A 22773-nucleotide genomic window follows, 5' to 3' on the forward strand; every position below is an offset into this window, starting at 1 on the left:
GCGGAATGCACCCGTTTCAGGGCATTTGTCACGGTTTTCGGTAAAACCAGCCGGAATTCCGAATTTCCGTCAAAGCCACTCTCACATAGGCGCTTGCGATGACAACGCAAGCGTTTTCTGTTTTCTCAAACCGGACACGCGGCAGCAATCGCTAGAAAATCCACCGCCTTCAGGCTCGCCCCACCAACCAGCGCACCATCCACATGTTCGATCGAAAGCAGTTCCGTCGCATTCCCCGGTTTGACCGACCCCCCATAGAGAATCCGCATTTTACCGGCCTCTTCTCCCAAAAAAGATGTCAGCTCGTCGCGGATATGTCGGTGTGCCTCTGCCACATCCTCAGCGGTCGGCGTCAAGCCCGTCCCGATGGCCCAGACCGGTTCATAGGCAACCACCGTATTCTTCGCCTGAGCAGTTTTGGGAACCGATCCTGAAATTTGTCGCGAAAGAACCGACAAAGTGTCGCCGGCTTCGCGCTCCGCCTTGGTCTCGCCAATGCAGATGACCGCGGTCAGACCGGCACGCCATGCTGCCTCTGCCTTGTCGGCGACAATGCCATCGGTCTCACCATGGTCGGTGCGGCGTTCCGAATGGCCGACCAGGACATGGGTTGCACCGGCATCCGCCAGCATTTCGGCAGAAATATCACCCGTATGCGCGCCGGACGCAGCGGTGTGGCAATCCTGACCGCCCAGATGCAACTTGCCGTCCAACGCTTCCCGCGCCCGCGTCATGAGAGTGGCCGGTACACAAATGAGAGCATCAGCACCGCCAAACGCCCCTTCAGCCATCGCCTTCAACTCGCCGATATCAGCGCTCATGCCGTTCATTTTCCAGTTGCCTGCGATCAGAGGGCGAATTCCGGGCGTCATGGTCGATGTCCTCAACAAAAACAAACTCGGGGGCTTCCCTAGCAAAAACACGGGCTGATGCAAAAGCAATTGGGGTGGCATTTCCCACTCCGCTATCGACACTTGGCGTCTGGGACGCTATTGCGCTTCGTTGGGGAACGCCCCGAAACACACCAAGGAACTTCGGAAAAGCCATGCTCGACAGTCTGAGAAACGCCGCCTCCACCTGGATCGCCAAGCTGCTCCTGGGCCTTCTTGTCGTGAGCTTCGCCGTCTGGGGCATTTCCGGCCAGGTTCTGAATGACCAGTCCCGCAACGTTCTGTCAGCCGGCGACTCCTCGGTTTCCATGCTGGATTTCCGCCTGGCCTATGACCGGCAGATCAATGCGCTGTCGCAGCAGCTCGGTACGCGTGTGACACGCGAACAAGCGGTTGCCTTCGGCCTGGATGATCAGGTGTTGCAGCAGCTCGCTGCGGGCGCCCTTCTGGACGAAGAGGCACGTCGCCTCGGCCTGGGCCTTTCCGGAGACAAGCTTGCCCAGCTGACCGCGGACGATCCGGCGTTTCGTGGTCCTGACGGCCGGTTTGACCGGCAACAGTTCGATTTCGTGCTGCGCCAGATCGGCATGCGCCCAGAAGACTATCTGAAAAACCGCGAGCAGGTCGCCATCCGCCAGCAGATCGTCGAAGCCGCGACGGATGGCATGAGTGTTCCGGATGAGCTGTTTAAAAATCTTGCGCTCTATCGCGGTGAGGATCGCACCGTAGAATATCTCGCAGTTCCGCGCTCCCTTGTGGAACCGGTCGCGGATCCCGATGAGGCCGCTTTGCAGGCATGGTTCGACGAGCGTAAGGACAACTACGCTGCTCCCGAATATCGCAAGTTCAGCTATGTCAAGCTGGAACCCTCAGACATCGCCGACCCTGAGGCCATTTCGGATGCGCAGGTGCAGAAGGCCTATGAAGACCTGCGTGATCGCTACACAACGCCTGAAAAGCGCACAATTGACCAGATCGTCTTTGCCGACCGCGCTGCGGCTGAAGCGGCGCTGAAAGACCTGCTGGACGGCAAAAGTTTCGCAGACGTCGCATCGTCGGCAGGCAAAAGCAGCACCGACACCGCCCTCGGTACACTGACCCGCGGTGAGGTGGCAGACGACGCGGTGGCTGAAGCAGCGTTCTCTTTGGACGCCAATCAGTTCAGCGATGTGATCGACGGCGCGTTCGGCCCCGTGATTGTTTTTGTCTCTGAAATCCAGCCGGAGGTCGTGCAGCCACTCAGCGAAGTGGAAAGCGAGATTCGACAGGATTTGGCGCTGGAAGAGGCGTCTCGCGTTCTGCTCGACGTGCACGATGCTTATGAAGATGCCCGCGCCGGCGGGGCTTCGATGGCGGAAGCTGCGGAAAGACTGAAGCTTTCCATGCGGACGATTGAAGCCATCGACGCCAGTGCCCGCCGTCCTGACGGTTCAATTGTGGGCGACCTCCCCGTCTCAGCAGAGCTTCTGCGGGAGGTGTTCGAGAGCGATTCCGGAATCGAAAACGCTCCGCTTTCGATGGGGGGAAATGGTTTTGTTTTCTACGAAGTCGAGGGCATCACCCCAGAACGCGATCGATCACTTGATGAAGTGCGTGACCAAGTGCTGGAAGATTGGCGGAAGGCTGAAACCGACCGGCTTCTGGCCGAGCGTGCGTCCCAATTCGCCAAGCGACTTGAAGAAGGTGCCTCGCTGGACGAAATCGCGCAGGAAATCGGTCAGGAAAAGCAGATCAAACGCGGTCTCAAGCGCAACGCGAATGATGCCGATCTGGGTCAGGCTGGCGTCGCTGCAGTGTTCTCCGTCCCGCGCAACGGAACGGGTGTTTTCGCCAACCCTGCGGGGGACGGTCAGTTCCTGTTCAAGGTGACGGAGGTCTTCGAACCTGCCAGTGCGACAGCGGAAAGCATTCCTGACAATCAACGTGCCACCATGCGCTCAGCGCTTGCCGACGATCTGCTCGACCAGATGGTTGCGCGCCTGCAAGGCAAGTACCCGGTAACGGTAAACCGGGCCGCCATGCAGGAAGCACTCAGTTTCTGAGGCGAAGGATGAACGCTTTCAAGTCCTACATCGCAAAGGTCGCTTCCGGCGCACCTCTGAGCTTTGATGAGGCACGCGAGGCTTTCGACATCATGATGTCGGGCGATGCGACGCCAAGCCAGATCGGCGGCTTTCTGATGGCTTTGCGTGTGCGCGGGGAAACCGTGGAAGAGATTTCCGGCGCGGTGACAACCATGCGTGACAAGATGCTGCCTGTTTCCGCACCGGACGACGCCGTGGATATTGTCGGCACGGGAGGAGATGCTTCCGGCTCCTACAATGTATCCACCTGTTCCGCCTTTATCGTTGCAGGGGCCGGCGTGCCCGTTGCAAAGCACGGAAACAGGGCACTCTCATCGCGCTCGGGTGCGGCTGACACTCTGGCCGCCCTCGGTATCAATATCGAACTGACACCACAGGGGATTACCGACTGCATCCAGGAAGCCGGGCTCGGCTTCATGTTCGCCCCTGCCCATCACTCTGCCATGCGGCATGTGGGGCCGTCGCGGGTTGAACTGGGCACGCGCACGATCTTCAACCTTCTGGGGCCGCTTTCCAATCCCGCCGGTGTCCGCCGCCAGCTGATTGGAGTGTTTTCGCCGGAATGGGTGGCCCCGATAGCCAATGTGCTCAAACAATTGGGCACGGAAGCTGCGTGGGTTGTCCATGGTGCGGGCCTCGACGAAATGACAACCGCCGGAACCACACAGGTTGCGGCGCTGGAAGACGGCGAAATCCGCCATTTCGAACTCACGCCAGAAGACGTCGGCCTCAAGCGGGTCACCATGGCCGATCTGAAAGGCGGAGAGGCTGCTTACAACGCAGAAGCGCTCAAGGCGGTGCTCGAAGGTGAGAAGAATGCTTACCGGGATATCTGTCTGTTGAACTCCGGCGCGGCTTTGGTGGTGGCTGGACGTGCAAAAACGCTGAAGGACGGTATCACGCTGGCTGCAGAATCCCTTGATCAGGGGCACGCGCTCGCCACCTTGAAGCAACTCATCGAGGTTTCGAACAGGGGAGCCCCGCCAAGCGGGCACGAGCAATGACGACCGATATCCTGCGCAAGATCGAAACGTATAAACGCGAGGAAATCGCAGCGGCAAAGTCCGTTGCGCCCCTGCCCGAGCTTGTGGCCAGAGCACGTGATGTTGAAGCGCCGCGCGGTTTTGCTGAAGCGCTGTTGGAGAAACAATCGGCAGGACGTTTCGGCCTGATTGCGGAAATCAAGAAGGCGAGCCCCTCACGCGGGCTCATTCGTGCCGATTTTGATCCTCCCCGGCTTGCTGCTGCTTACGAGGAAGGCGGCGCTGCCTGCCTCTCGGTGCTGACCGACGGCCCTTCGTTTCAAGGGGCTCCTGCTTTTCTGCAAGCCGCGCGCTCCGCATGTGGCTTGCCGGCGCTGCGCAAAGACTTTCTGTTTGAGCCCTACCAGGTTTACGAAGCGCGGAGTTGGGGCGCTGATGCGATCCTGATCATCATGGCCAGTGTGTCCGATGATGAAGCGCGCGCGCTCGAAGACACCGCGCTCGAACTCGGCATGGATTGTCTGATCGAGGTGCATGACGAAGAGGAGCTCGAACGTTCGCTCGAACTGTCGTCGCGGCTCATCGGCATCAACAACCGGAATCTGCGCAGTTTCGAAACATCCCTCGAGATCAGCGAGCGCCTCGCTCCGCGCGTTCCCGAAGACCGGCTGGTGGTGGGCGAAAGCGGCATCTTCACCAATGAAGACTGCCGCCGTCTGGCGCGTGCCGGGATGAACACCTTTCTCGTCGGCGAAAGTCTGATGCGCCAGGACGATGTCACGGCGGCAACGCGGGCGCTGTTGGGCCTCGATGCGGCCAATCAGGCGGACTGATCCATGAGCGGCGAAACCGGGAAGCTGACGCATATCGGCGCTTCCGGAGAAGCGCATATGGTGGACGTGAGCGGCAAGCAGGAGAGCCACCGTGAGGCCGTTGCCGAAGGCTCTGTGCTCATGCAGGCGCAGACACTTGAGGCCATTCTTTCCGGCAATGCAAAAAAAGGCGACGTGCTGGCTACAGCGCGCATCGCCGGCATCATGGGCGCGAAGAAAACATCGGACCTGATCCCGTTGTGCCATCCCCTTGCCCTTTCCAAAGTGGTGGTCGAGATCGAGCCCGACACGGCCCTCCCCGGGCTCAAAGTGCGTGCCCGCGTCAGGGTCACCGGTCAGACGGGGGTGGAAATGGAAGCGCTAACCGCGGTTTCTGTTGCCTGTCTGACAATCTACGACATGGCGAAAGCACTGGAAAAAGGCATGACCATCAGCAATATCCGCCTTTTAGAGAAGACCGGGGGGAAATCGGGCGACTGGCGGGCTCCGGAGCCTGCTGCATGACGCTTTTGCCGGTAGACGAAGCGCTGGAGCGTATTCTCGATGGTGTAAAGGCGCTGCCTGGTGAAAACGTGCCCATCGAAAAGGCCGACGGTCGCGTTCTGGCCACTCCGCTTGCGGCCACGCGGACGCAACCTCCCTTTCATGCCTCCGCCATGGATGGTTATGCCGTGCGGGCGGTGGATGTTCAAACCCCGGGGGCACGGCGGTTGCGTGTGGTTGGGGAATCGGCTGCAGGATACCGGTTTCATGGCGTTGTTGGTGCTGGCGAGGCCGTGCGGATTTTTACAGGTGCTCCGGTGCCTGAAGGCGCCGACACGATTTTGATACAAGAGAACGCCACATCTGTGGGCGATGACTTTATCGAAGCAACGAGCGCGGTGGCCATCGGGCGTCACATCCGCAAAGCCGGGCTCGATTTCCACGATGGCGATATTGTTCTTGAGCGAGGACGGCTGCTTGGACCCGCCGGTATCGGCCTGGCCGCTGCCGCAGGCCACGCGCTTCTTCCCGTAACCGAACGCCCATTGGTGGCGATCATCGCAACCGGTGACGAGCTGGTGCGGCCGGGAGAAACATGTGGTCCCGATCAGATTGTCGCGTCGAATGGTTTTGCGATTGGAGCCCTGGCGAAAAACGAGGGCGCCCGTATCCTCGATCTGGGTATCGTGAGCGACAACAGCGCTGCAATTTCAGCCGCGGTTCGAAAAGCTGCAGATGCCGGAGCGCACGTGCTGGTGACCCTGGGCGGAGCTTCGGTCGGGGCCCGCGATCTCGTGCGACAGGCCCTTCTCGACGCGGGCATGTCGCTCGACTTCTGGAAGATCGCCATGCGCCCGGGCAAGCCTTTGATGTTTGGCAGACTTGGAGAAATGCGCGTTCTCGGCCTGCCTGGCAATCCTGTCTCGAGCCTGGTCTGTGCTCATCTCTTTCTGCGCCCGCTTGTTGCGCGGTTGGGGCAGCGCAACCACACACCCGATCTGCGCGCGGCAGTTCTGGCGACGGCGCTGCGTGAAAATGACGAGCGCCGCGATTATATTCGCGCTTCGGTCGCCGCAGGGCCCGAAGGGCTGATCGCAACGCCGTTTCCCGTGCAAGATTCCTCCATGCTCACGACACTGGCAGCGGCCAATGCCCTTATCGTGCGGGAACCGGGAGCGCCTGCTGCCGAAGCGGGCTCGCGCTGCCGCGTGCTGATGCTCGGCTGATTTCGAGATCTGAACAAGCGCCCTTCCCCGCTCAGGGAAAAGAAGCGCCATCCCACACGGAAGCAGCCCACACCCAAACTCCAGGTGTGCGTCCCTATTCCCTCGCCTGTCGGGGGATGGAGATCCTCATCTCCTTGCCGCCATATCCATGAACCGTGTCATGGGCCCGGATGGTCACATGCGCAACACCATTCGGCAGCGAAACCCCAGGCAAGCTGCGCGTGAATGGCTGTTCATTGACATGCGGATGCATGAGTTTGCGCGATCCCAGGACATTGCCCGCATCGTCGAGCACATCCCATCGGTCTGCATAGTGTTCCCAGCCTTCATCGGAATGTGTGAGGGTGACCTCGAAGCGATAGGTTCCGGCCGGCTCGGCAACGACTCTCACATCCACAATGTCCGCTTCTCCGGCAAGCACTGCCGGTGCGAATGTGAGCGCAAGCATAAAGGCCCCGGCTCCACCCGCCCGAACACCATGTCTAGCTGCATGGTGTGGACTGGTCATGCCGGGCCTCCAAAATGTTCAAATTCCGATCAGAACGGGATTTCGTCGTCCAGATTCTGCGAGTAGCCGCCTCCGCCGCCTCCGCCGCCGCTATCGGCAGGGCCTGACTGGCCGAAATCGGAACCGCGGCTGCCGCCGCCGCTATAGCCGACCTGATTGTCGCCGCCCTGCCCGCGTGTATCGAGCATCTGCAGTTCGCCACGGAATTTCTGCAACACAACTTCGGTTGTGTAGCGTTCCTGACCATTCTGGTCGGTCCATTTGCGTGTCTGTAGCTGGCCCTCGATATAAACCTTGGCGCCCTTTTTCAGATACTGCTCGGCCACCTTGGCGAGGTTGTCGTTGAAAATCACGACATTGTGCCACTCTGTCCGCTCACGCCGCTCACCCGACTGGCGATCGCGCCATGTTTCCGAGGTCGCAATGCGCATATTGACCACAGGATCGCCGGAGTTGAGCCGGCGAATCTCGGGATCGGCGCCCAGATTTCCCACTAGAATGACCTTGTTGACGCTGCCCGCCATAACGCTTCTCCACGCTTGTCCGAAATCTGCCGCGCACTTTATCGCAAGCCGGGCTGCCGTGCGCTCTCCGCCTGCGGTGCTCCGCCTCTCGTCCACAGCTCATTTGTTCTTATTATGTTCACATTCGATGACCAGCGTCAATGCACCTCCTCCCACGCGCGCGTTGCATGAGGAAAGCCCCGCCGCCATTTGGTCGCACGGGGCTCCGGGTCTTCCGACCCTCCATACCGGGAATGGTTTACCGGTGTCATCAGGCAGGGTGTCTTACCAACCCTGTCTTCAAAGAGATTTGATTTTTCAGGGGCAGCCAGCCGCCAGCGTTGTCATGCCTGCCGGCAATTGCGTTCTCCAGAAACGCAATTCGCCATGGACCGGTATCGAGACACATTTTCCGCGCCAAGCGCCGAATGTGCCGCGCACCAATCAGCCGGCTGTGGCTTCGCGATCCAGGCGAAGCCCGGTGGATCGGTCAGGTGGAGTCATGCCTTCCTCCTTCTTCGCGTTTCGGTCGGTGCTCGGTTGTCAGCCTGCTCAAGCGGATCGTGCTTGCAGATAGCTCATCAGCGTGTCTGCGGCGCATCTGATCGCGAACTCTGACAAAGAATATTCTGCGCCTTTGGGCCAGACCGGTCAAGCAAATGCCTTCTGAAGCCGGCAAATGTGATCGTCTGTAACGCAACACGCCTCCAATGGCAGAAATGTCAGGAGAACGTTCGGTTTTTGTTCTTTTTCCTTGCGGAAGGCCGGGCGGCGCGTGTTAAAGGGAGTATGCGCGTTCATCTGTGTGTTGAGCAGATGGAGCGCGCCCGCGGTGAAGCGCTTTCCGCCCGGTGCCATTCTGGCCCGCGACGGTCGACATTTGCATCCCGCTTCCTACATGATGCACAGACCGGCCTGCGGCCGGCCAATCCGGTTTCTCAAGACAGGCAGCGACGGGGCATGCCAGAACACAAATCCATTACCATCCGCGGCGCGCGCGAACACAATCTGAAGAATGTCGATCTCGACCTGCCACGCGAGAAGCTGATCGTCATGACGGGCCTGTCGGGTTCCGGCAAGTCGTCGCTCGCCTTCGACACGATCTATGCCGAGGGGCAACGGCGGTATGTCGAAAGCCTTTCAGCCTATGCGCGCCAATTCCTGGAAATGATGCAGAAGCCGGATGTCGACCAGATCGACGGGCTTTCACCAGCCATTTCCATCGAGCAGAAGACCACATCGAAGAACCCCCGCTCCACCGTCGGCACGGTGACGGAGATCTACGACTATATGCGCCTGCTTTTTGCGCGCGTGGGCGTGCCCTACTCGCCGGCAACGGGCCTCCCGATCGAAAGCCAGACGGTGAGCCAGATGGTCGACCGGGTGATGGCGCTGGAAGAAGGCACACGGCTTTACATTCTCGCGCCCATCGTCCGCGGACGCAAAGGCGAATACCGCAAGGAAATGGTCGAGCTCCAGAAGAAGGGCTTTCAACGCGTCAAGGTGGACGGCGAATTCTACGAGATCGCCGACGTCCCCGCGCTTGACAAGAAATACAAGCACGACATCGACGTGGTGGTCGACCGTGTGGTTGTGCGCGACGATCTGGCGACGCGTCTGGCGGATTCGCTTGAAACCTGCCTGAAACTGGCCGAAGGGCTGGCAGTCGCCGAGTTTGCCGACAGGCCTCTTTCCGATGAGGCAACGGCCAAGGGCGGAAGCGCGAACAAATCCAAGAACGAAACGCATGAGCGTATCGTCTTTTCGGAGAAATTCGCCTGCCCGGTATCGGGCTTCACCATCCCGGAGATCGAGCCGCGTCTCTTTTCGTTTAACAATCCGGCCGGTGCCTGCCCTACCTGTGACGGGCTTGGCAGCCAGCGCGCGATCGATCCCAATCTGGTGGTTCCAGACGACGGTGTGATCCTGCGTGAAGGCGCCATCGCGCCCTGGGCGAAATCCACATCTCCCTATTACCTGCAGACGCTCGAGGCGCTTGGGCGCGAATATGGGTTCAAGGTCGGCGATCGCTGGCGCGACCTTCCAGCTGAAGGGCAGGATGCAATCCTGAACGGCACAGGCTCCAAAAAAATCGTCTTCGATTATGATGACGGCCTGCGCAGCTACCGCACCACGAAACCTTTCGAGGGCGTGGTGGTCAATCTCCAGCGCCGCTGGAAGGAGACCGAATCTGCCTGGATGCGCGAGGAGATCGAGCGTTACATGTCGGCCCATCCCTGCCCGGCCTGTGGCGGACATCGCCTGAAACCCGAGGCGCTGGCCGTGAAGATCGACGGCCTGCATATCGGTCAGGTCACGGAAATGTCGATCCGCAAGGCGGGTACCTGGTTTGAGGAGCTGCCAAAACGTCTCAACGACAAGCAAAACGAAATCGCGGTTCGTATTCTGAAGGAGATCCGCGAACGGCTGCGCTTTCTCAACGATGTGGGCCTCGATTATCTGACGTTGTCGCGCAATTCAGGCACGCTGTCGGGCGGCGAGAGCCAGCGCATCCGGCTTGCCTCTCAGATCGGCTCGGGTCTGACGGGGGTTCTTTACGTGCTTGACGAGCCGTCCATCGGCCTGCATCAGCGCGACAATGACCGTCTTCTGGCTACGCTCAGGCATTTGCGCGATCTTGGCAACACGGTCATCGTGGTCGAACATGACGAAGACGCCATTTTGACCGCGGACCATGTGGTCGACATCGGGCCGGCGGCCGGCGTTCATGGCGGACGAATTATCGCCGAGGGGACCCCGCGTGACATCATGGCCAACCCGGCCTCTGTCACCGGCAAGTATCTGACCGGTGCAATGGCGATCCCGATGCCCGAACAACGCCGGGATATCCCCAAGAAACGGCGCATCCGGGTCGTGGGCGCACGCGGCAACAATCTGAAGGATGTGACGGCGGAAGTGCCACTGGGCACCTTTGCCTGCGTCACCGGCGTTTCGGGCGGCGGAAAGTCGACGCTGCTCATCGAGACGCTTTTCAAGGCTGCATCACGGCGGATCATGGGATCGCGAGAGCAACCTGCCGAACATGAAAGGATCGAAGGTCTCGAGCATCTCGACAAGGTGATCGACATCGATCAGTCCCCCATCGGGCGCACGCCGCGGTCCAACCCCGCCACCTATACCGGTGCCTTCACGCCGATCCGCGACTGGTTCGCGGGCCTGCCGGAAGCCAAGGCGCGCGGCTACCAGCCCGGGCGTTTCTCGTTCAATGTGAAGGGCGGCCGGTGCGAGGCCTGCCAGGGCGATGGCGTCATCAAGATCGAGATGCACTTTCTGCCGGATGTCTACGTCACCTGCGATGTCTGTCATGGCAAGCGCTACAATCGCGAGACGCTGGAAGTCACCTTCAAAGGCAAGTCGATTGCCGATGTGCTGGAAATGACGGTGGATGAAGGTGTTGAGTTTTTCGCGGCCGTTCCTGCCGTGCGCGACAAGCTGGTCACGCTCGCCCGCGTCGGTCTTGGCTATATCCATATTGGCCAGCAGGCCACCACGCTTTCCGGCGGGGAGGCACAGCGCATCAAGCTCGCCAAGGAACTCTCGAAACGGGCAACGGGCCGCACACTCTACATTCTGGACGAGCCGACGACCGGCTTGCATTTCCATGATGTGGCAAAACTGCTTGAAGTGCTGCATGAACTGGTCGACCAGGGCAACACGGTGGTGGTGATCGAGCACAATCTGGAAGTCATCAAGACCGCCGACTGGATTCTCGATCTGGGTCCGGAAGGTGGCGATGGTGGCGGCGAACTGGTCGCTTCGGGGTCCATCGACGATGTCATGGCTGAACCGCGCAGCTACACCGGTAAATTCCTCAAAGAACTTCTCGAGCGCCGGCCCGCCGGCAAGGCACAGGCAGCGGAGTAGACCGATGACGACTGGCACCATTCGCGCCGGCATGGGCGGCTGGACGTTTCAGCCATGGGAAGGCACGTTCTATCCCGACGACCTGCCGAAGAAGCGACAGCTTGAATATGCCTCACGGCAGGTGCCGACGATCGAGGTGAACGGCACCTATTACGGTAGCCAGAAGCCGGCGACCTATGCCAAATGGGCGAGTGAGGCACCGGAAGGGTTTGTGTTCTCGCTGAAGGGAAATCGCTTCGTGACAAACCGCAAGGTTCTGTCCGAAGCGTCTGAATCTCTCGAGAAATTTCTCGGGTCGGGCATTTCCGAGATCGGAGAAAAACTCGGTCCTCTCGTCTGGCAGTTCGCTCCCACCAAAGAGTTTGACCCGGAGGATTTCGAAGGGTTTCTGCAGCTTCTCCCATCCGAGCGCGATGGAGTTCCGCTCCGACACGTTCTCGAAGTGCGCAACGAGACCTTCTGTACGCCGGAGTTCCCCCGGCTCGTACGGAAATATGGTGCAGCGATATGCTACGCGCATCACAACACCTATCCGGAGATCGCGGATGTGACGGGAGATTTCGTCTATGCCCGTCTTCAACGCGGTGAGGACGATATTCCGACAGCCTACCCGCCAGAAGACCTTGACGGATGGGCGAAGCGCGCCAGGCTTTGGGCCGAGGGCGGGCAGCCAGACGACCTTCCCCTCACGGACGCGGAATTCACGCCGCAAAAAGAGCCGCGTGACGTGTTCGTCTATTTTATCCATGAAGGGAAAATCCGTGCACCCCATGCTGCCAGAGCTTTCATGGAGCGCGTGGGATGATTTCCCATATGTGACGTCCGAATTCACACCTTGGCGCGAGCGATCACGCGTCGGCGCGCGTTCAACAAACCTCTGTGAAGTTTGATTTAATCATCTGTTTCTAAGGACTTTTGTCAGCTTCATTCGATGTTTTTCGGCTGCGTTTGTAAGGTCCCAATCCACGAGCTGCGCGTGAAAACTGGCGCTGCTCATGCCATGGTCGATACGGCTCGCTGAGCGCAAAGGTGATGTTGACTGTGAACGGATCTCGCGGCTCACCCCCTATGCGTATCTCGGCACTGCCCCATCGCGCCAGGTCTCGTGCGGTGATGGTAGGCGTGCCGCTCTCCCCGCAGGGTCGGTCGATACGCGTATCATTGATGATGATGAGATGCGCAACCCCACACAATTCGTCAATTAGCCGGTCGGGCGGTGGAGAATCGGTCTCCATTACATGCGCGATCAACGCGCCGCGCCGATGGCGCAGCATACAAATCGTCTCGTTGCACCGAAACTGATCCCCTGCAGCGCGGGCGAAGACCTCTGCGGTCGCCGCGCCACTTTCCGTATCCGGCTTGTGTACTGTTTCTGACCCGGCAGCGCGTAGCCAGTTTTCCAAAGCGAAAGCATTGGGCCTCTTGCGGTTGACGGCCAGCCCCCCTTCCTCGACGCGCACGGCCACCAGCCGTGCATCTTCGGAGACAAAAACGTCAGGCAGACTGCGGGCTGAGATAAGGGCAAGTCCGGCCACAAGGAACGGCGTAGCAGCTAATCGCAGGCTGGTGGTCGACATGGTGAGGATTGCCAGCGCCACCGTCAGGCACAGCGTCGCCGAGAGAGGGATCGCGCCGGTCGCATCGATGGGGGTTTGCTCGGAGAACCACCTGGCAATGCCCATGACGGCGGAGATCCCCCACCCCATCACAGCCAGGGGCCAACCATCGAGGTTCAACGGCATTGCGGCGATCGCCGCAACGGCGGAGGGCATAACCACGACTGAGACAACAGGCATCGCCGCCAGATTGGCGCCAAGCGCGAGCGGAGATGCCCGTTGAAAATGCCACACACCGTATAGCGTTGTCGCTGTCCCGGCGATCAGGGATGTAAGCGCGATACCGCCAATGGCCACGAGAATCAGATGGACGAGCCTCGCGGCACCTTTGCGCTCCACATATGGTTTTCGAGAGAGGCGTTTCATACGGTGCGCATTCCACGCCGCGTAGCCGGCGATGAGTGCTGCAGTTGCCGAAAAAGACATCTGGAAGCCTGGGCCGACGACCTCGTGCGGTGCTGTTATAAGGACGATCAGGGCGGCAACCGCCAGATTGCGCATGGTGAGAGCCGCCCGGTCAAACAACAGAGCCAGGAGCATGACCGCAAGCATCAGAAAGCTGCGCTGTGCAGCCACCCCGCCACCTGAGACGAGCAAATAGAAAAAACACACAATAAGAGCGACAGCGGCAGCGTATTTGCGGACCGGATACCGCGAGGAGAAACCAGGAAAAAAGGCGAACCCCAGCCTGGCAGCCCCAATAATGGTAAAGGCCGCTAGGGCCATATGCAGACCTGAAATGGCAAGAACATGCGCCAATCCGGCCCGGCGCAGATCTTCATTATAATGCTCGGGGATGCCGCCCCGCATGCCCGTGATGAGGGCCGCTGCCACCTCTCCCTCGGCCCCGCCCACCCGGTTTCTAAGCCTTTCGGCAAGGCCTTCGCGCAGTCCCTGCAGTGTGGATAATGCCCACGGCCACGCCCCGTTTGGCTCGTCAATCTGCACCAGAACCGGCTCCTGCATGAAGAAGCCCACAGCGCCCAGACCGTCAAAATAGCTCTCGAAGGAGAAATCATAGGCGTGCGGTCGTACCGGGCCGGAAGGGGGCATGAGGCGCACGAGACCCTTAATTCCATCACCCGGTCTCAATTCCTCCGGGATAGAGCGTGCTGACAAACGAGCGCGTGCCGGCGCATAGCGCAATTGCGGTCGTTCGGTGGAAATGAGATCCACGGTCAAACGCGAACGCCCGTCCGCTCGTGGCTCTATGCGCGCAACACGGGCCGTGACCCGCGTTGTCACCTCGGATCCTAGCATGGGGGTGGCCGCTCGCCAGCTTTCGACCTTCGCACATGAAAGCCCCAAAAGACCGATCAACGCGGCGAGAGTGACGGCCCGAACAAAAGGCTTTCCCGAAGCCAGAAAAGCCGTGAGAGCGAGCGCGAGCAAACCGCTGACAACAGCATAGGCCGGCGGTTCGACCGGCAAGGCGAAATACACAAGGGCGCCACTGCCCAGCAGAATAGGGAGCCAAAGAAATAAGGTGCCCCTGGCTGCTTCTTGCGAGAGGGCAACCCGTATTCGCGCGTCCCACGCCTGCCAGGATGCGGCGGACAAATCGAATTTCCCTGCGGCAACCCGGCGAAAAGCAGCACTCGCCGGCCAGGTCGCAATGCTATGAGCTGCGCTACCTGTTTGCGGCGCTTGCGTGCCGACGGCGAACTGTGCCCGCTCGTCGGTTTCAGCCACTGCCAGTTCGTCCCCCATCGCCTGGCCTCCCCGTGCCATGCTTGCGCCCGGACCGTTCTATGCTACATGACAGCCAACCAAAGACCACCTGCGGTATCGCTTACCTTTCAATAGGCCGTGATCCCGCTTCGTATCCCGGGATAGATTCATGAGCAGACCCGTCGTCACGCGCTTTGCGCCCTCACCTACCGGCTTCTTGCATATCGGCGGCGCGCGCACGGCGCTCTTCAACTGGCTTTATGCGCGTCACACCGGCGGAAAGATGTTGTTGCGCATCGAGGATACCGACCGTCAGCGCTCCACTGATGAAGCTACCGCGGCAATCCTCGACGGGCTTGCGTGGCTCGGTCTCAACTGCGATGGCGAGCCTGTCTCCCAGTTTGCGCGGGCAGACCGGCATCGCGCAGTCGCGGAGGAGCTCGTTGCCAAGGGTGAAGCCTATTACTGCTACAGTTCACCCGAAGAGCTGGAAGCGATGCGCGAAAAGGCGCGAGCGGAGGGGCGTCCACCCCGTTATGACGGCACATGGCGCGATCGCGATCCGTCCGAAGCTCCCGAAGGCATCAAGCCGGTTATCCGTATCAAAACGCCACAGGATGGGGAGACTGTCGTCGAGGACCAGGTTCAGGGAACGGTGCGCTTTCCCAACAAGGACCTCGACGATTTTATCATCCTGCGTTCTGATGGGTCACCCACCTACATGCATGCTGTGGTGGTGGACGACCACGATATGGGCGTCACACACATTATCCGCGGCGACGATCACCTGACCAATGCGGCCCGACAGACGGTGATCTACAAGGCCATGGGTTGGGACGTGCCGGTGATGGCCCATATACCGCTTATTCATGGGCCAGACGGCGCAAAGCTTTCCAAGCGCCATGGTGCGCTCGGTGTCGAGGCTTATCGCGAGATGGGTTACCTTCCCTCGGCCTTGCGCAACTATCTCGCACGACTGGGATGGAGCCACGGAGATGACGAAATCATGTCCGATGAAGACATGATTCGCTGGTTCGACATCGCTGACGTGAACAAGGGTGCCGCGCGCTTCGATTTCCAGAAGCTGGAGGCGCTCAACGGCGTGCATATGCGGCAGATGGACGACGCAAAGCTGCTCGATATCCTGATCGAGACACTGCCGCACCTGCCTGGAGGGAAAACACTTCTCGACGGGATGGACACGACACGAAAAAATCAGTTCCTACAGGCTCTTCCGGGCTTGAAAGAGCGAGCAAAGACTCTGGTAGAACTCGTTGATAGCGCAGGGTTTCTATTCGCCGCGAGACCGCTTTCAATCGACGAGAAAGCCGCCCAGTTGCTGGATGAGAATGCGCGTCAACTGCTTGCGGAAATTCTTCCCGTATTGCAAAATGTCGAAGATTGGACCCTTGCGAATATCGAAGCAGCTGTCCGCGCTTTTGCGGAACAGACCGAACGCAAGCTTGGCAAAGTCGCCCAACCGTTGAGGGCAGCGCTCGTGGGGCGCACCACATCGCCAGGCATCTTCGATGTTCTTTCCGTTCTTGGGCAAGAGGAGAGTTTGGCGCGTATCCGCGATCAGGCTGCCTAGTTTCGTCCTGAAAAGGAGGAGGCTTGCGGACAGGGTTTCATCACCAGGGGCGTGTTGCAGTGCAATATTCAGATGCTGCACGCGCTTGGCACCACGGGGGAAATGCGTTAGCTATTTCGCGCGCTCGACCGCCGGACATATTGTTTGGGCGACAGTTTTCTGGCGCCAAGTTCCTTGAAGTGAGAGGTGATTGCGATGACCAAACCAACTGCGAAGCTGGAAATTGGCGGCCAGGAAGACGGGCACGAATTTGAGATCTTGAAGGGTAGCGTGGGCCCGGATGTCATCAACATCACCTCGCTTTACAAAGACACCGGGATGTTCACCTACGACCCCGGCTTCACTTCCACCGCAAGCTGCGAATCCAAGATCACCTATATCGACGGCGATGAAGGCATTCTTCTCCACCGGGGTTATCCGATTGAGCAGCTGGCCGAGCACGGCGATTTTCTGGAGACCTGCTATCTGCTGCTTTACGGCGAACTGCCAACCAAGGCCCAGAAGGAAGATTTCGACTATCGCGTGACGCACCACACAATGGTGCACGAGCAGATGAACCGCTTCTTCACCGGTTTCCGCCGCGATGCCCATCCCATGGCGGTGATGTGCGGTGTGGTGGGCGCGATGTCGGCCTTTTATCACGATTCCACCGATATTTCGGACCCGCATCAGCGCATGGTGGCAAGCCTGCGCATGATCGCCAAGATGCCGACCATTGCGGCGATGGCCTACAAGTATCACGTGGGTCAGCCCTTCGTTTATCCGAGGAACGATCTCGGCTATGCCGCGAATTTCCTGCACATGTGCTTCTCGGTGCCGTGCGAGGAGTACAAGGTGAACCCTGTGCTGGCGCGCGCGATGGAGCGGATCTTCATCCTTCATGCCGATCACGAGCAGAATGCTTCCACTTCGACGGTTCGACTGGCCGGCTCTTCGGGCGCCAATCCGTTTGCCTGTATCGCCGCCGGCATCGCCTGCCTTTGGGGGCCTGCCCATGGTGGCGCGAACGAGGCAGCGCTCAACATGCTGGACGAGATCGGCTCGGTCGACCGCATTCCCGAATTCATCGATCGCGCAAAGGACAAGAACGATCCGTTCCGCCTCATGGGCTTTGGACACCGGGTCTACAAGAACTACGACCCGCGTGCGAAGATCATGCAGAAGACCTGCCATGAAGTGTTAAGCGAACTGGGTATCAAGGATGATCCGCAGCTCGACATCGCCATGGAGCTGGAGCGTATCGCGCTGACAGATGAGTACTTCATCGAGAAGAAGCTTTATCCGAACATCGATTTCTATTCCGGCATCACGCTGAAGGCGCTGGGCTTCCCCACCACCATGTTCACGGTGCTCTTTGCGCTCGCACGCACCGTCGGCTGGATTGCCCAGTGGAAAGAGATGATCGAGGATCCGAAGCAGAAGATCGGTCGTCCGCGCCAGCTCTACACAGGTGCGACGCAGCGCGATTACGTGCCAATCGCCAAGCGCTAAGCCTCGATAAATCGACGCGAAAATGCCCCGTTGTTATCAACGGGGCATTTTTTTGGAATTGCCTTTCACTTCAAGTTTCAGGTGCGGCAACCCATTGGAAGTATGCTCGCTTGTATACCCGTCAGGACCGACGGTTGCGCGAATGCGTTTGCGACGGTTGGAAAAGCTTGCGAATGTGACGACATCCACCGGCTCATCCAGGTCAATCATCACCCGCAACCAGCCTCGGCGCAGCCTTTGGGAGGCGACCAGAGTTCCGTTGAACGGCCGCGAAAGGTAGTTGCCGCATACGCGCTGACCGGGCGTCCACGTGTGAGGCTCGTTTCGACCGATGGCCGCGCAAAGAGTGTTCCAGTCCCGATACCCATGCTGATGAGCGACGATTTCGAGAGCCTGCGCATGCGTAACGCTGCGACCATGATCTTTCAGATCCGTTCGCAGACGCTTTGCAAGCGCCTTTGCTTCCCCGACCGTTGTGAGACAGGACTTCATGCCCGCTCTCCCTTCACGGCCGGAAAAAGCCCCCACTGCAGCTTGTTGTCTCGCGCTGTGCGGAAAAGAACGATCCCAGCGAGGATGAACAGCATCGCCTCGGCGGATGGCCCCGCAGCCCAGATACCCGCTTCGCCAAACAGTGCTGAGAGACCGAAGGTAAGCGGGATGGCGAACAAATAGGGCTTCGAAAGACCGAGTATTGCTGCCCTTGTTGCATCGCCGATCGCCTGAAAGTGCATCGCCAGCATCATCAAGGGGCCTGTTGCAAAGAACAACGCCGTCATCACCGGGAGAATTCGCGCCACCTCAGCCACGACCGCTGGGTCGTTGACGAAGATTTGTCCGATATCCGAGGCGAAGCAAGCCATCATCAGCTGGAGGGCAAGACCGTAGACGAAGGCTACAACCACAGCCAAGCGCAGGCTCCGGCGGGTGCGGGATAATTTCTTCGCACCGAAATTATTGCCTGTGATCGTCTGCATGGCGTGGCTCAAGCCAAGGAGCGGCAGAAAGGCGAAGGTCATGACTCTTGTTATGATCCCGTAAGCGGAAACGGTGATGTCGTAACCCGGCGCTCCCACCCACTGGAGCGCTGTCAGGATGGCAGCCGATCCAAGCGCCAGGCCGATGAAATTCAAGCTTTGCGGTGCACCGAGCACCAAAATGCGCGCCCAGCCTCCATGCCACCCATGATGTGACAGGATCGAAAAGGGCAAAGATGTGCGGCCACGCAGCCGGAAAACGATAATGACCCCGAATGCCAGCGCCTGTGCCAGTACCGTTCCGTAGGCGGAGCCGGCAACCCCAAGGTGAAAGCCGACGATCAGGATGTAATTGAAGCCGATGTTGACGATCGAAACAAGAAGGCTCATTGCAGCCATCAGCGCAACACGTCCCTCATTGCGCAAAGCATCGGAATGAATGGAGAGCAGAAAAATCAAAGGTGAGGAGAACACCGTTATCCGCAGATAAATCAGCCCCATTCGCGCCAGTTCCTGCGAACCGCCAGCCGCAAGCAGGGAGAATGCGGGTCCGAGCGCGAAGAACAGCAGTATCAATCCAGAGCCCATGAGAAGCGCCAACCCGTGCGCGCCAGCAAAGATGGCGGCTGCTTCGTGCAGCTGTGCTGCGCCAAGGTGGCGCGCCAGAAGGCTCGACATGCCACTCGAAACGAGCGTGGCCAGTGCAACCACGACCATATATAGCGGAAACATGAGCGTTACGGCGGCAAGTGCTTCCGGTCCGACGAAATGCCCCAGGAAAAGCGCGTCGCACACAGCAAGCAGTCCGTTCATGCCCATAACGAAAATGATCGGAAGCGCGGTACGCGCATAGATGGGTCCGAGAGGACCTTCGGTGAATGCGTTGATGGGTTTTTCAGACAAATCCCCGTTCTCCTGTCGCCAGAGCCGCGCTGATAAGGACGGGGTCCGCATTGCCATCCGCGCGACGAGCGTGGAGGAGGAGAAACGAAAAGGCCTGAGGCAGAACTTCACCGGGACATGGTGTCAGCGGACGGCAGGCGTCTGCAGCCGTCCGCTCTCTAGCCGGAAGCCACCTCGACGTCAATCATCTGCACGATTTGCCCAGCCTATCCCGTCTTGCTGGAACAGCCTGCACACACCTCAGGCGGCGCCTGAAACATGCCGCAGCACCACCTGCGCCGCAATCTCTCCGGAAGGCCTTTCGGTGGCCAGTGCGTCAGCGATCTCCTGGAAGCCTGCCATCTGCGCGGCCCGGCCCGGCTTGTCGTCCCACAATGTCGTGATCTGGCGCGCCAGATAGGACGGCCGGACATATTGATTGAAATGTTCGGGCACGACCGGCCAACCGGCAATCAGGTTTGGAAGGGCCGCAGACCATACAGTGATCAATGGTATAAGGGCGCGGGCTGCGAAATCCGTCTTGTAGCAAAGAATGGTCGGTACGCGCGCCAAGGCGAGTTCCAAAGAAACGGTACCAGAACACGCAAGTGCCGCATCGGCCTCGGCAAACGCCTGCCATTTGCGCTTTTGATCGAGGATTATTTCGGGCCTTTTGGGCCAGTCCTTCGCCGCGACCTCGATCAAGGAAGCGACATGCGGAACCGTGGGCATGAGAATGCGGAAGTCGCATCCCATCTCATGAAGATGCCGCACGGTTTCTCCAAAGGGCTGGAGAAGACGCGAAACCTCGCCACGGCGCGATCCCGGCAAGAGAAGCAGGGTCCGCGGTTCGTCCGGTGTTTTCACCTCCCCTGAGAGATGCGCCCGCGCCGCAGCCAGGATGTTCGGATCACTTGCCAGACGATGCCCCACAAAGGTGCCGATCGGGCCGCCCAACCGCTCCAGCTCCGCCGGTTCGAATGGCAAAAGGCAGAGGATCTCGTCCACATGTGGTTGCATGGCAGGCGCCCTTCCCGGCCTCCACGCCCAAACGCTGGGACATACATAATGTATGATCGGGATGGAGGGCGCGAGGGCGCGCACCTTCTTGGCCACGCGCAGGCTGAACTCAGGGCTGTCGATGGTGACCAGGCAATCAGGTTTTGCATCCGCAATCGCCTTCGCTGTCTGACCGATGCGGCGTATCAGCCTGGGCAGATCGCGCACAATGGCGCTGACCCCCATCAGCGCAATATCTTCAGCATTGAAGATGGACTTCAAGCCCTGTGTGGTAAGCGCTCGTCCGCCGACACCCAACAGGTCCACATCTTTATCGCTCAACCGGCGCAGAGCCTCTATGAGATCCGCACCCAAAAGATCTCCGGATTCCTCGCCGGCGATGACTGCGATTTTCAGTGCACGGCGATCAACGGTCATCATCAGCCTCCGGATTCAGCCCTATCAGAAAAAGGCCGAGTTCATCCGCCAGTTTTACCGTCTCGGCGTAATCCAGGATCAGGGAACGTCCAGCTTCAACACCGACGCCGGCGAGCCCGGCATCATGAGCTGCCCGAATCGTCTCCGGGCCGATGGTGGGCATATCGGCGCGTTCCTCTTGCTCCGGTTTGACACATTTAACCAGTGCTCCGCGGGATTTGCCTGCCAGGCGACCATGATTGCGCATGCCGCGCATCCGCTCCAGCAGGCCCGCCGTTCCTTCGATCCCCTCGAGCGCGACTGCGCGTCCACCCACCGCAATAGCGGCCTGCCCAATATCAAGCGCTCCGATCATTCTTGCTGCCGCGTAGGCGGCTTGAAGATCTCTTCTGTCGGACGCCTTTGGTTTGCTGCGCGTCATGATCCCTTCGGGTGCAAGGAGCTCAGGGGCGATCTCGTGTGCACCCAGCACCCGGATTCCTTTGGCCTCGATATGCGCTATCACGGCGCGCAGGAGGCCATCATCTCCCTTGGCATAAGCGGCAACCAGTTTAGGAAGAGCGCGGAACACGTCCCATCCCAGTCGCACTTTGAGGATCGGCGGGCGGCGGCTCACCCCTCCAGCCAGCACGAGATGCGTCACACCTGCGCGTTGCAGCTTTGGCAGAAACAATGCAAGGCGCTCAGCAGGTGCGGGCCAAAGGTCAAATCCGGCGACATTCTCGCCATTCAGCCAGTCGGCTTCACCCTCGATCGCAATGACAATCGGCCTGTGCCCGCTCTTGACGAGCGTGCGAACCACATCCCGTGGCAGGGCTCCGCTGCCGGCCACAACCGCGATGCGGGAGGCCTCCGGCAGAACCGGATGTGTTTCAGCCCGTTTCATCATCCTCGGAGGCGCCTCTACCGCGCGCGGGGAGGGTGAAATGACGTTTGTCCCTGCCTCCGACAAAGGCAACGATGTCGCCGATCAATTCTGAGGAGGGATAGGCGCTCTGGACTGTGCGGGCATTTTCGTCCAGCGAAGCCCCTTCGGCGAAGAGCATCCTGTAGGCCTTGCGTAGAGCCGCGATGTCTTCGCGCGGCATGCCCGAACGTTTGAGCCCAACAAGATTGAGACCACGCAGGCGGGCCCGGTCGCCCACGGCCATCCCGTAGGGAATCACGTCGCCCACAACAGCGGCGAAACCACCCAGGAAAGCGTGGTGGCCGATCCGCACAAACTGATGCACTGCAGCGTAACCCGAGATAATCACATGATCGCCAATTTCGGCATGACCACCGAGACCCGCATAGTTTGCCATGGTGACATGATTGCCCACATCACTATCGTGCGCCACATGCGAATAGGCCATGAACAGGCCGTGCGAACCAACGGTGGTCTTGCCGCGGCTCGTATCCGTCCCGGCGTGGAAGGTCACGCCCTCACGGATAACGCAATGCGCTCCAACCTCGAGTGTGCTTTTGCCGCCCTTGTGCTTGAAGTTCTGCGGAGGTGCGCCGAGAACAGCTTGCGGATAGACCTGGCATGCTTCTCCCAGTGTCGTATCGCCCATGATGGTTACGTGGCCAATCAGCTCCACGTCATCGTGTAGCCTGGCACCTGACGACACATGGCAAAATGGCCCTATACGAACGCCCTGGCCCAGTTCTGCACCGGGCTCGATGATAGAAGAGGGATGAATAACAGTGTCGCGCGCCATGAAATGCCCG

Annotated in this window: 18 protein-coding genes; 9 read left to right on the forward strand and 9 right to left on the reverse strand. The window is 59.7% G+C overall.

The features are described from left to right. Positions 1–125: 125 nt before the first annotated feature. Entirely contained in the window at positions 126–872 is a 747-nt protein-coding gene (gene tpiA, locus H7H48_RS00745; RefSeq protein ID WP_229446929.1) for a triose-phosphate isomerase, read from the reverse strand. A gap of 173 nt (positions 873–1045) precedes the next feature. On the opposite strand from tpiA, the gene H7H48_RS00750 reads away from it, so the two are divergent. From H7H48_RS00750 to glp, 5 genes are read left to right on the forward strand one after another with little or no spacing between them, the layout of a single operon-like run. Then, positions 1046–2932, forward strand: coding sequence for a peptidylprolyl isomerase (locus H7H48_RS00750; protein WP_229446930.1), 1887 nt, complete (start codon positions 1046–1048; stop codon positions 2930–2932). Between the two features lie 8 nt (positions 2933–2940). After that, positions 2941–3978, forward strand: coding sequence for an anthranilate phosphoribosyltransferase (trpD, locus tag H7H48_RS00755; RefSeq protein WP_229446931.1), 1038 nt, complete (start codon positions 2941–2943; stop codon positions 3976–3978). After that, complete coding sequence (trpC, locus tag H7H48_RS00760) at positions 3975–4790, forward strand: indole-3-glycerol phosphate synthase TrpC (RefSeq protein WP_229446932.1); 816 nt, start codon at positions 3975–3977, stop codon at positions 4788–4790. The genes trpD and trpC overlap by 4 nt, the downstream gene beginning before the upstream one ends. A gap of 3 nt (positions 4791–4793) precedes the next feature. Next, entirely contained in the window at positions 4794–5294 is a 501-nt protein-coding gene (gene moaC / locus H7H48_RS00765; RefSeq protein WP_229446933.1) for a cyclic pyranopterin monophosphate synthase MoaC, read from the forward strand. Next, complete coding sequence (gene glp / locus H7H48_RS00770; protein WP_229446934.1) at positions 5291–6499, forward strand: gephyrin-like molybdotransferase Glp; 1209 nt, start codon at positions 5291–5293, stop codon at positions 6497–6499. Before moaC ends, glp begins: the two co-directional genes overlap by 4 nt. Before the next feature lie 94 nt (positions 6500–6593). On the opposite strand, the gene H7H48_RS00775 is transcribed toward glp, so the two are convergent. Both H7H48_RS00775 and H7H48_RS00780 read right to left on the reverse strand, forming a co-directional pair. Continuing rightward, complete coding sequence (locus H7H48_RS00775) at positions 6594–7007, reverse strand: hypothetical protein (RefSeq protein ID WP_229446935.1); 414 nt, start codon at positions 7005–7007, stop codon at positions 6594–6596. Between the two features lie 29 nt (positions 7008–7036). Further along, positions 7037–7531 (reverse strand): single-stranded DNA-binding protein, encoded by a 495-nt coding sequence (locus H7H48_RS00780; RefSeq protein ID WP_229446936.1) that lies wholly within the window; start codon positions 7529–7531, stop codon positions 7037–7039. Positions 7532–8470: 939 nt separating this feature from the next. Between H7H48_RS00780 and uvrA the strand changes: the two genes are divergently transcribed. Together uvrA and H7H48_RS00790 are read left to right on the forward strand one after the other, a co-directional pair. Beyond that, positions 8471–11395 (forward strand): excinuclease ABC subunit UvrA, encoded by a 2925-nt coding sequence (uvrA, locus tag H7H48_RS00785; RefSeq protein WP_229446937.1) that lies wholly within the window; start codon positions 8471–8473, stop codon positions 11393–11395. A 4-nt stretch (positions 11396–11399) separates the two neighbouring features. After that, positions 11400–12200: a DUF72 domain-containing protein gene (locus H7H48_RS00790; protein ID WP_229446938.1), complete on the forward strand. Its 801-nt coding sequence runs from the start codon at positions 11400–11402 to the stop codon at positions 12198–12200. Between the two features lie 100 nt (positions 12201–12300). On the opposite strand, the gene H7H48_RS00795 is transcribed toward H7H48_RS00790, so the two are convergent. Continuing rightward, complete coding sequence (locus tag H7H48_RS00795; protein WP_229446939.1) at positions 12301–14721, reverse strand: ComEC/Rec2 family competence protein; 2421 nt, start codon at positions 14719–14721, stop codon at positions 12301–12303. 130 nt (positions 14722–14851) lie between these two features. Here H7H48_RS00795 and gltX point away from each other — a divergent pair, with 130 nt between their 5' ends. Next, complete coding sequence (gltX, locus tag H7H48_RS00800) at positions 14852–16273, forward strand: glutamate--tRNA ligase (protein ID WP_229446940.1); 1422 nt, start codon at positions 14852–14854, stop codon at positions 16271–16273. A gap of 195 nt (positions 16274–16468) precedes the next feature. Further along, on the forward strand, positions 16469–17764 hold the full coding sequence (gene gltA, locus H7H48_RS00805) for a citrate synthase (RefSeq protein ID WP_229446941.1): 1296 nt from the start codon (positions 16469–16471) through the stop codon (positions 17762–17764). 36 nt (positions 17765–17800) lie between these two features. Here the strand turns inward: gltA and H7H48_RS00810 are convergent, their stop codons facing one another. The 5 genes from H7H48_RS00810 to lpxA form a co-directional block, all read right to left on the reverse strand. Continuing rightward, positions 17801–18256, reverse strand: coding sequence for a glyoxalase superfamily protein (locus tag H7H48_RS00810; protein ID WP_229446942.1), 456 nt, complete (start codon positions 18254–18256; stop codon positions 17801–17803). Beyond that, positions 18253–19644 carry an MATE family efflux transporter gene (locus H7H48_RS00815; protein ID WP_229446943.1) on the reverse strand — a complete coding sequence of 464 codons (1392 nt, stop codon included), beginning with the start codon at positions 19642–19644 and terminating at the stop codon, positions 18253–18255. The genes H7H48_RS00810 and H7H48_RS00815 overlap by 4 nt, the downstream gene beginning before the upstream one ends. A gap of 240 nt (positions 19645–19884) precedes the next feature. Further along, positions 19885–21060, reverse strand: coding sequence for a lipid-A-disaccharide synthase (lpxB, locus tag H7H48_RS00820; RefSeq protein WP_229446944.1), 1176 nt, complete (start codon positions 21058–21060; stop codon positions 19885–19887). Beyond that, positions 21050–21949, reverse strand: a complete 900-nt coding sequence (locus H7H48_RS00825; protein ID WP_229446945.1) for an LpxI family protein — start codon at positions 21947–21949, stop codon at positions 21050–21052. Before H7H48_RS00825 ends, lpxB begins: the two co-directional genes overlap by 11 nt. Next, a complete protein-coding gene (gene lpxA / locus H7H48_RS00830; protein ID WP_229448039.1) occupies positions 21933–22763 on the reverse strand; it encodes an acyl-ACP--UDP-N-acetylglucosamine O-acyltransferase in 831 nt (276 codons plus the stop codon). Before lpxA ends, H7H48_RS00825 begins: the two co-directional genes overlap by 17 nt. Positions 22764–22773 lie beyond the last annotated feature (10 nt).

Origin of the sequence: Nitratireductor sp. B36 (assembly GCF_020833685.1) — a bacterium.
In the GTDB taxonomy this organism is placed as follows: Bacteria; Pseudomonadota; Alphaproteobacteria; order Rhizobiales; family Rhizobiaceae; genus Nitratireductor.

Coding starts and splice junctions, on each gene's coding strand:
- H7H48_RS00795 (WP_229446939.1), bottom strand. CDS start 14,721: ATGGGGGACGAACTGGCAGTGGCTGAAACCGACGAGCGGGCACAGTTC.
- H7H48_RS00750 (WP_229446930.1), top strand. CDS start 1,046: ATGCTCGACAGTCTGAGAAACGCCGCCTCCACCTGGATCGCCAAGCTG.
- H7H48_RS00810 (WP_229446942.1), bottom strand. CDS start 18,256: ATGAAGTCCTGTCTCACAACGGTCGGGGAAGCAAAGGCGCTTGCAAAG.
- glp (WP_229446934.1), top strand. CDS start 5,291: ATGACGCTTTTGCCGGTAGACGAAGCGCTGGAGCGTATTCTCGATGGT.
- H7H48_RS00825 (WP_229446945.1), bottom strand. CDS start 21,949: ATGATGAAACGGGCTGAAACACATCCGGTTCTGCCGGAGGCCTCCCGC.
- moaC (WP_229446933.1), top strand. CDS start 4,794: ATGAGCGGCGAAACCGGGAAGCTGACGCATATCGGCGCTTCCGGAGAA.
- gltX (WP_229446940.1), top strand. CDS start 14,852: ATGAGCAGACCCGTCGTCACGCGCTTTGCGCCCTCACCTACCGGCTTC.
- lpxB (WP_229446944.1), bottom strand. CDS start 21,060: ATGACCGTTGATCGCCGTGCACTGAAAATCGCAGTCATCGCCGGCGAG.
- trpD (WP_229446931.1), top strand. CDS start 2,941: ATGAACGCTTTCAAGTCCTACATCGCAAAGGTCGCTTCCGGCGCACCT.
- H7H48_RS00780 (WP_229446936.1), bottom strand. CDS start 7,531: ATGGCGGGCAGCGTCAACAAGGTCATTCTAGTGGGAAATCTGGGCGCC.
- lpxA (WP_229448039.1), bottom strand. CDS start 22,763: ATGGCGCGCGACACTGTTATTCATCCCTCTTCTATCATCGAGCCCGGT.
- gltA (WP_229446941.1), top strand. CDS start 16,469: ATGACCAAACCAACTGCGAAGCTGGAAATTGGCGGCCAGGAAGACGGG.
- uvrA (WP_229446937.1), top strand. CDS start 8,471: ATGCCAGAACACAAATCCATTACCATCCGCGGCGCGCGCGAACACAAT.
- trpC (WP_229446932.1), top strand. CDS start 3,975: ATGACGACCGATATCCTGCGCAAGATCGAAACGTATAAACGCGAGGAA.
- H7H48_RS00775 (WP_229446935.1), bottom strand. CDS start 7,007: ATGACCAGTCCACACCATGCAGCTAGACATGGTGTTCGGGCGGGTGGA.
- H7H48_RS00790 (WP_229446938.1), top strand. CDS start 11,400: ATGACGACTGGCACCATTCGCGCCGGCATGGGCGGCTGGACGTTTCAG.
- tpiA (WP_229446929.1), bottom strand. CDS start 872: ATGACGCCCGGAATTCGCCCTCTGATCGCAGGCAACTGGAAAATGAAC.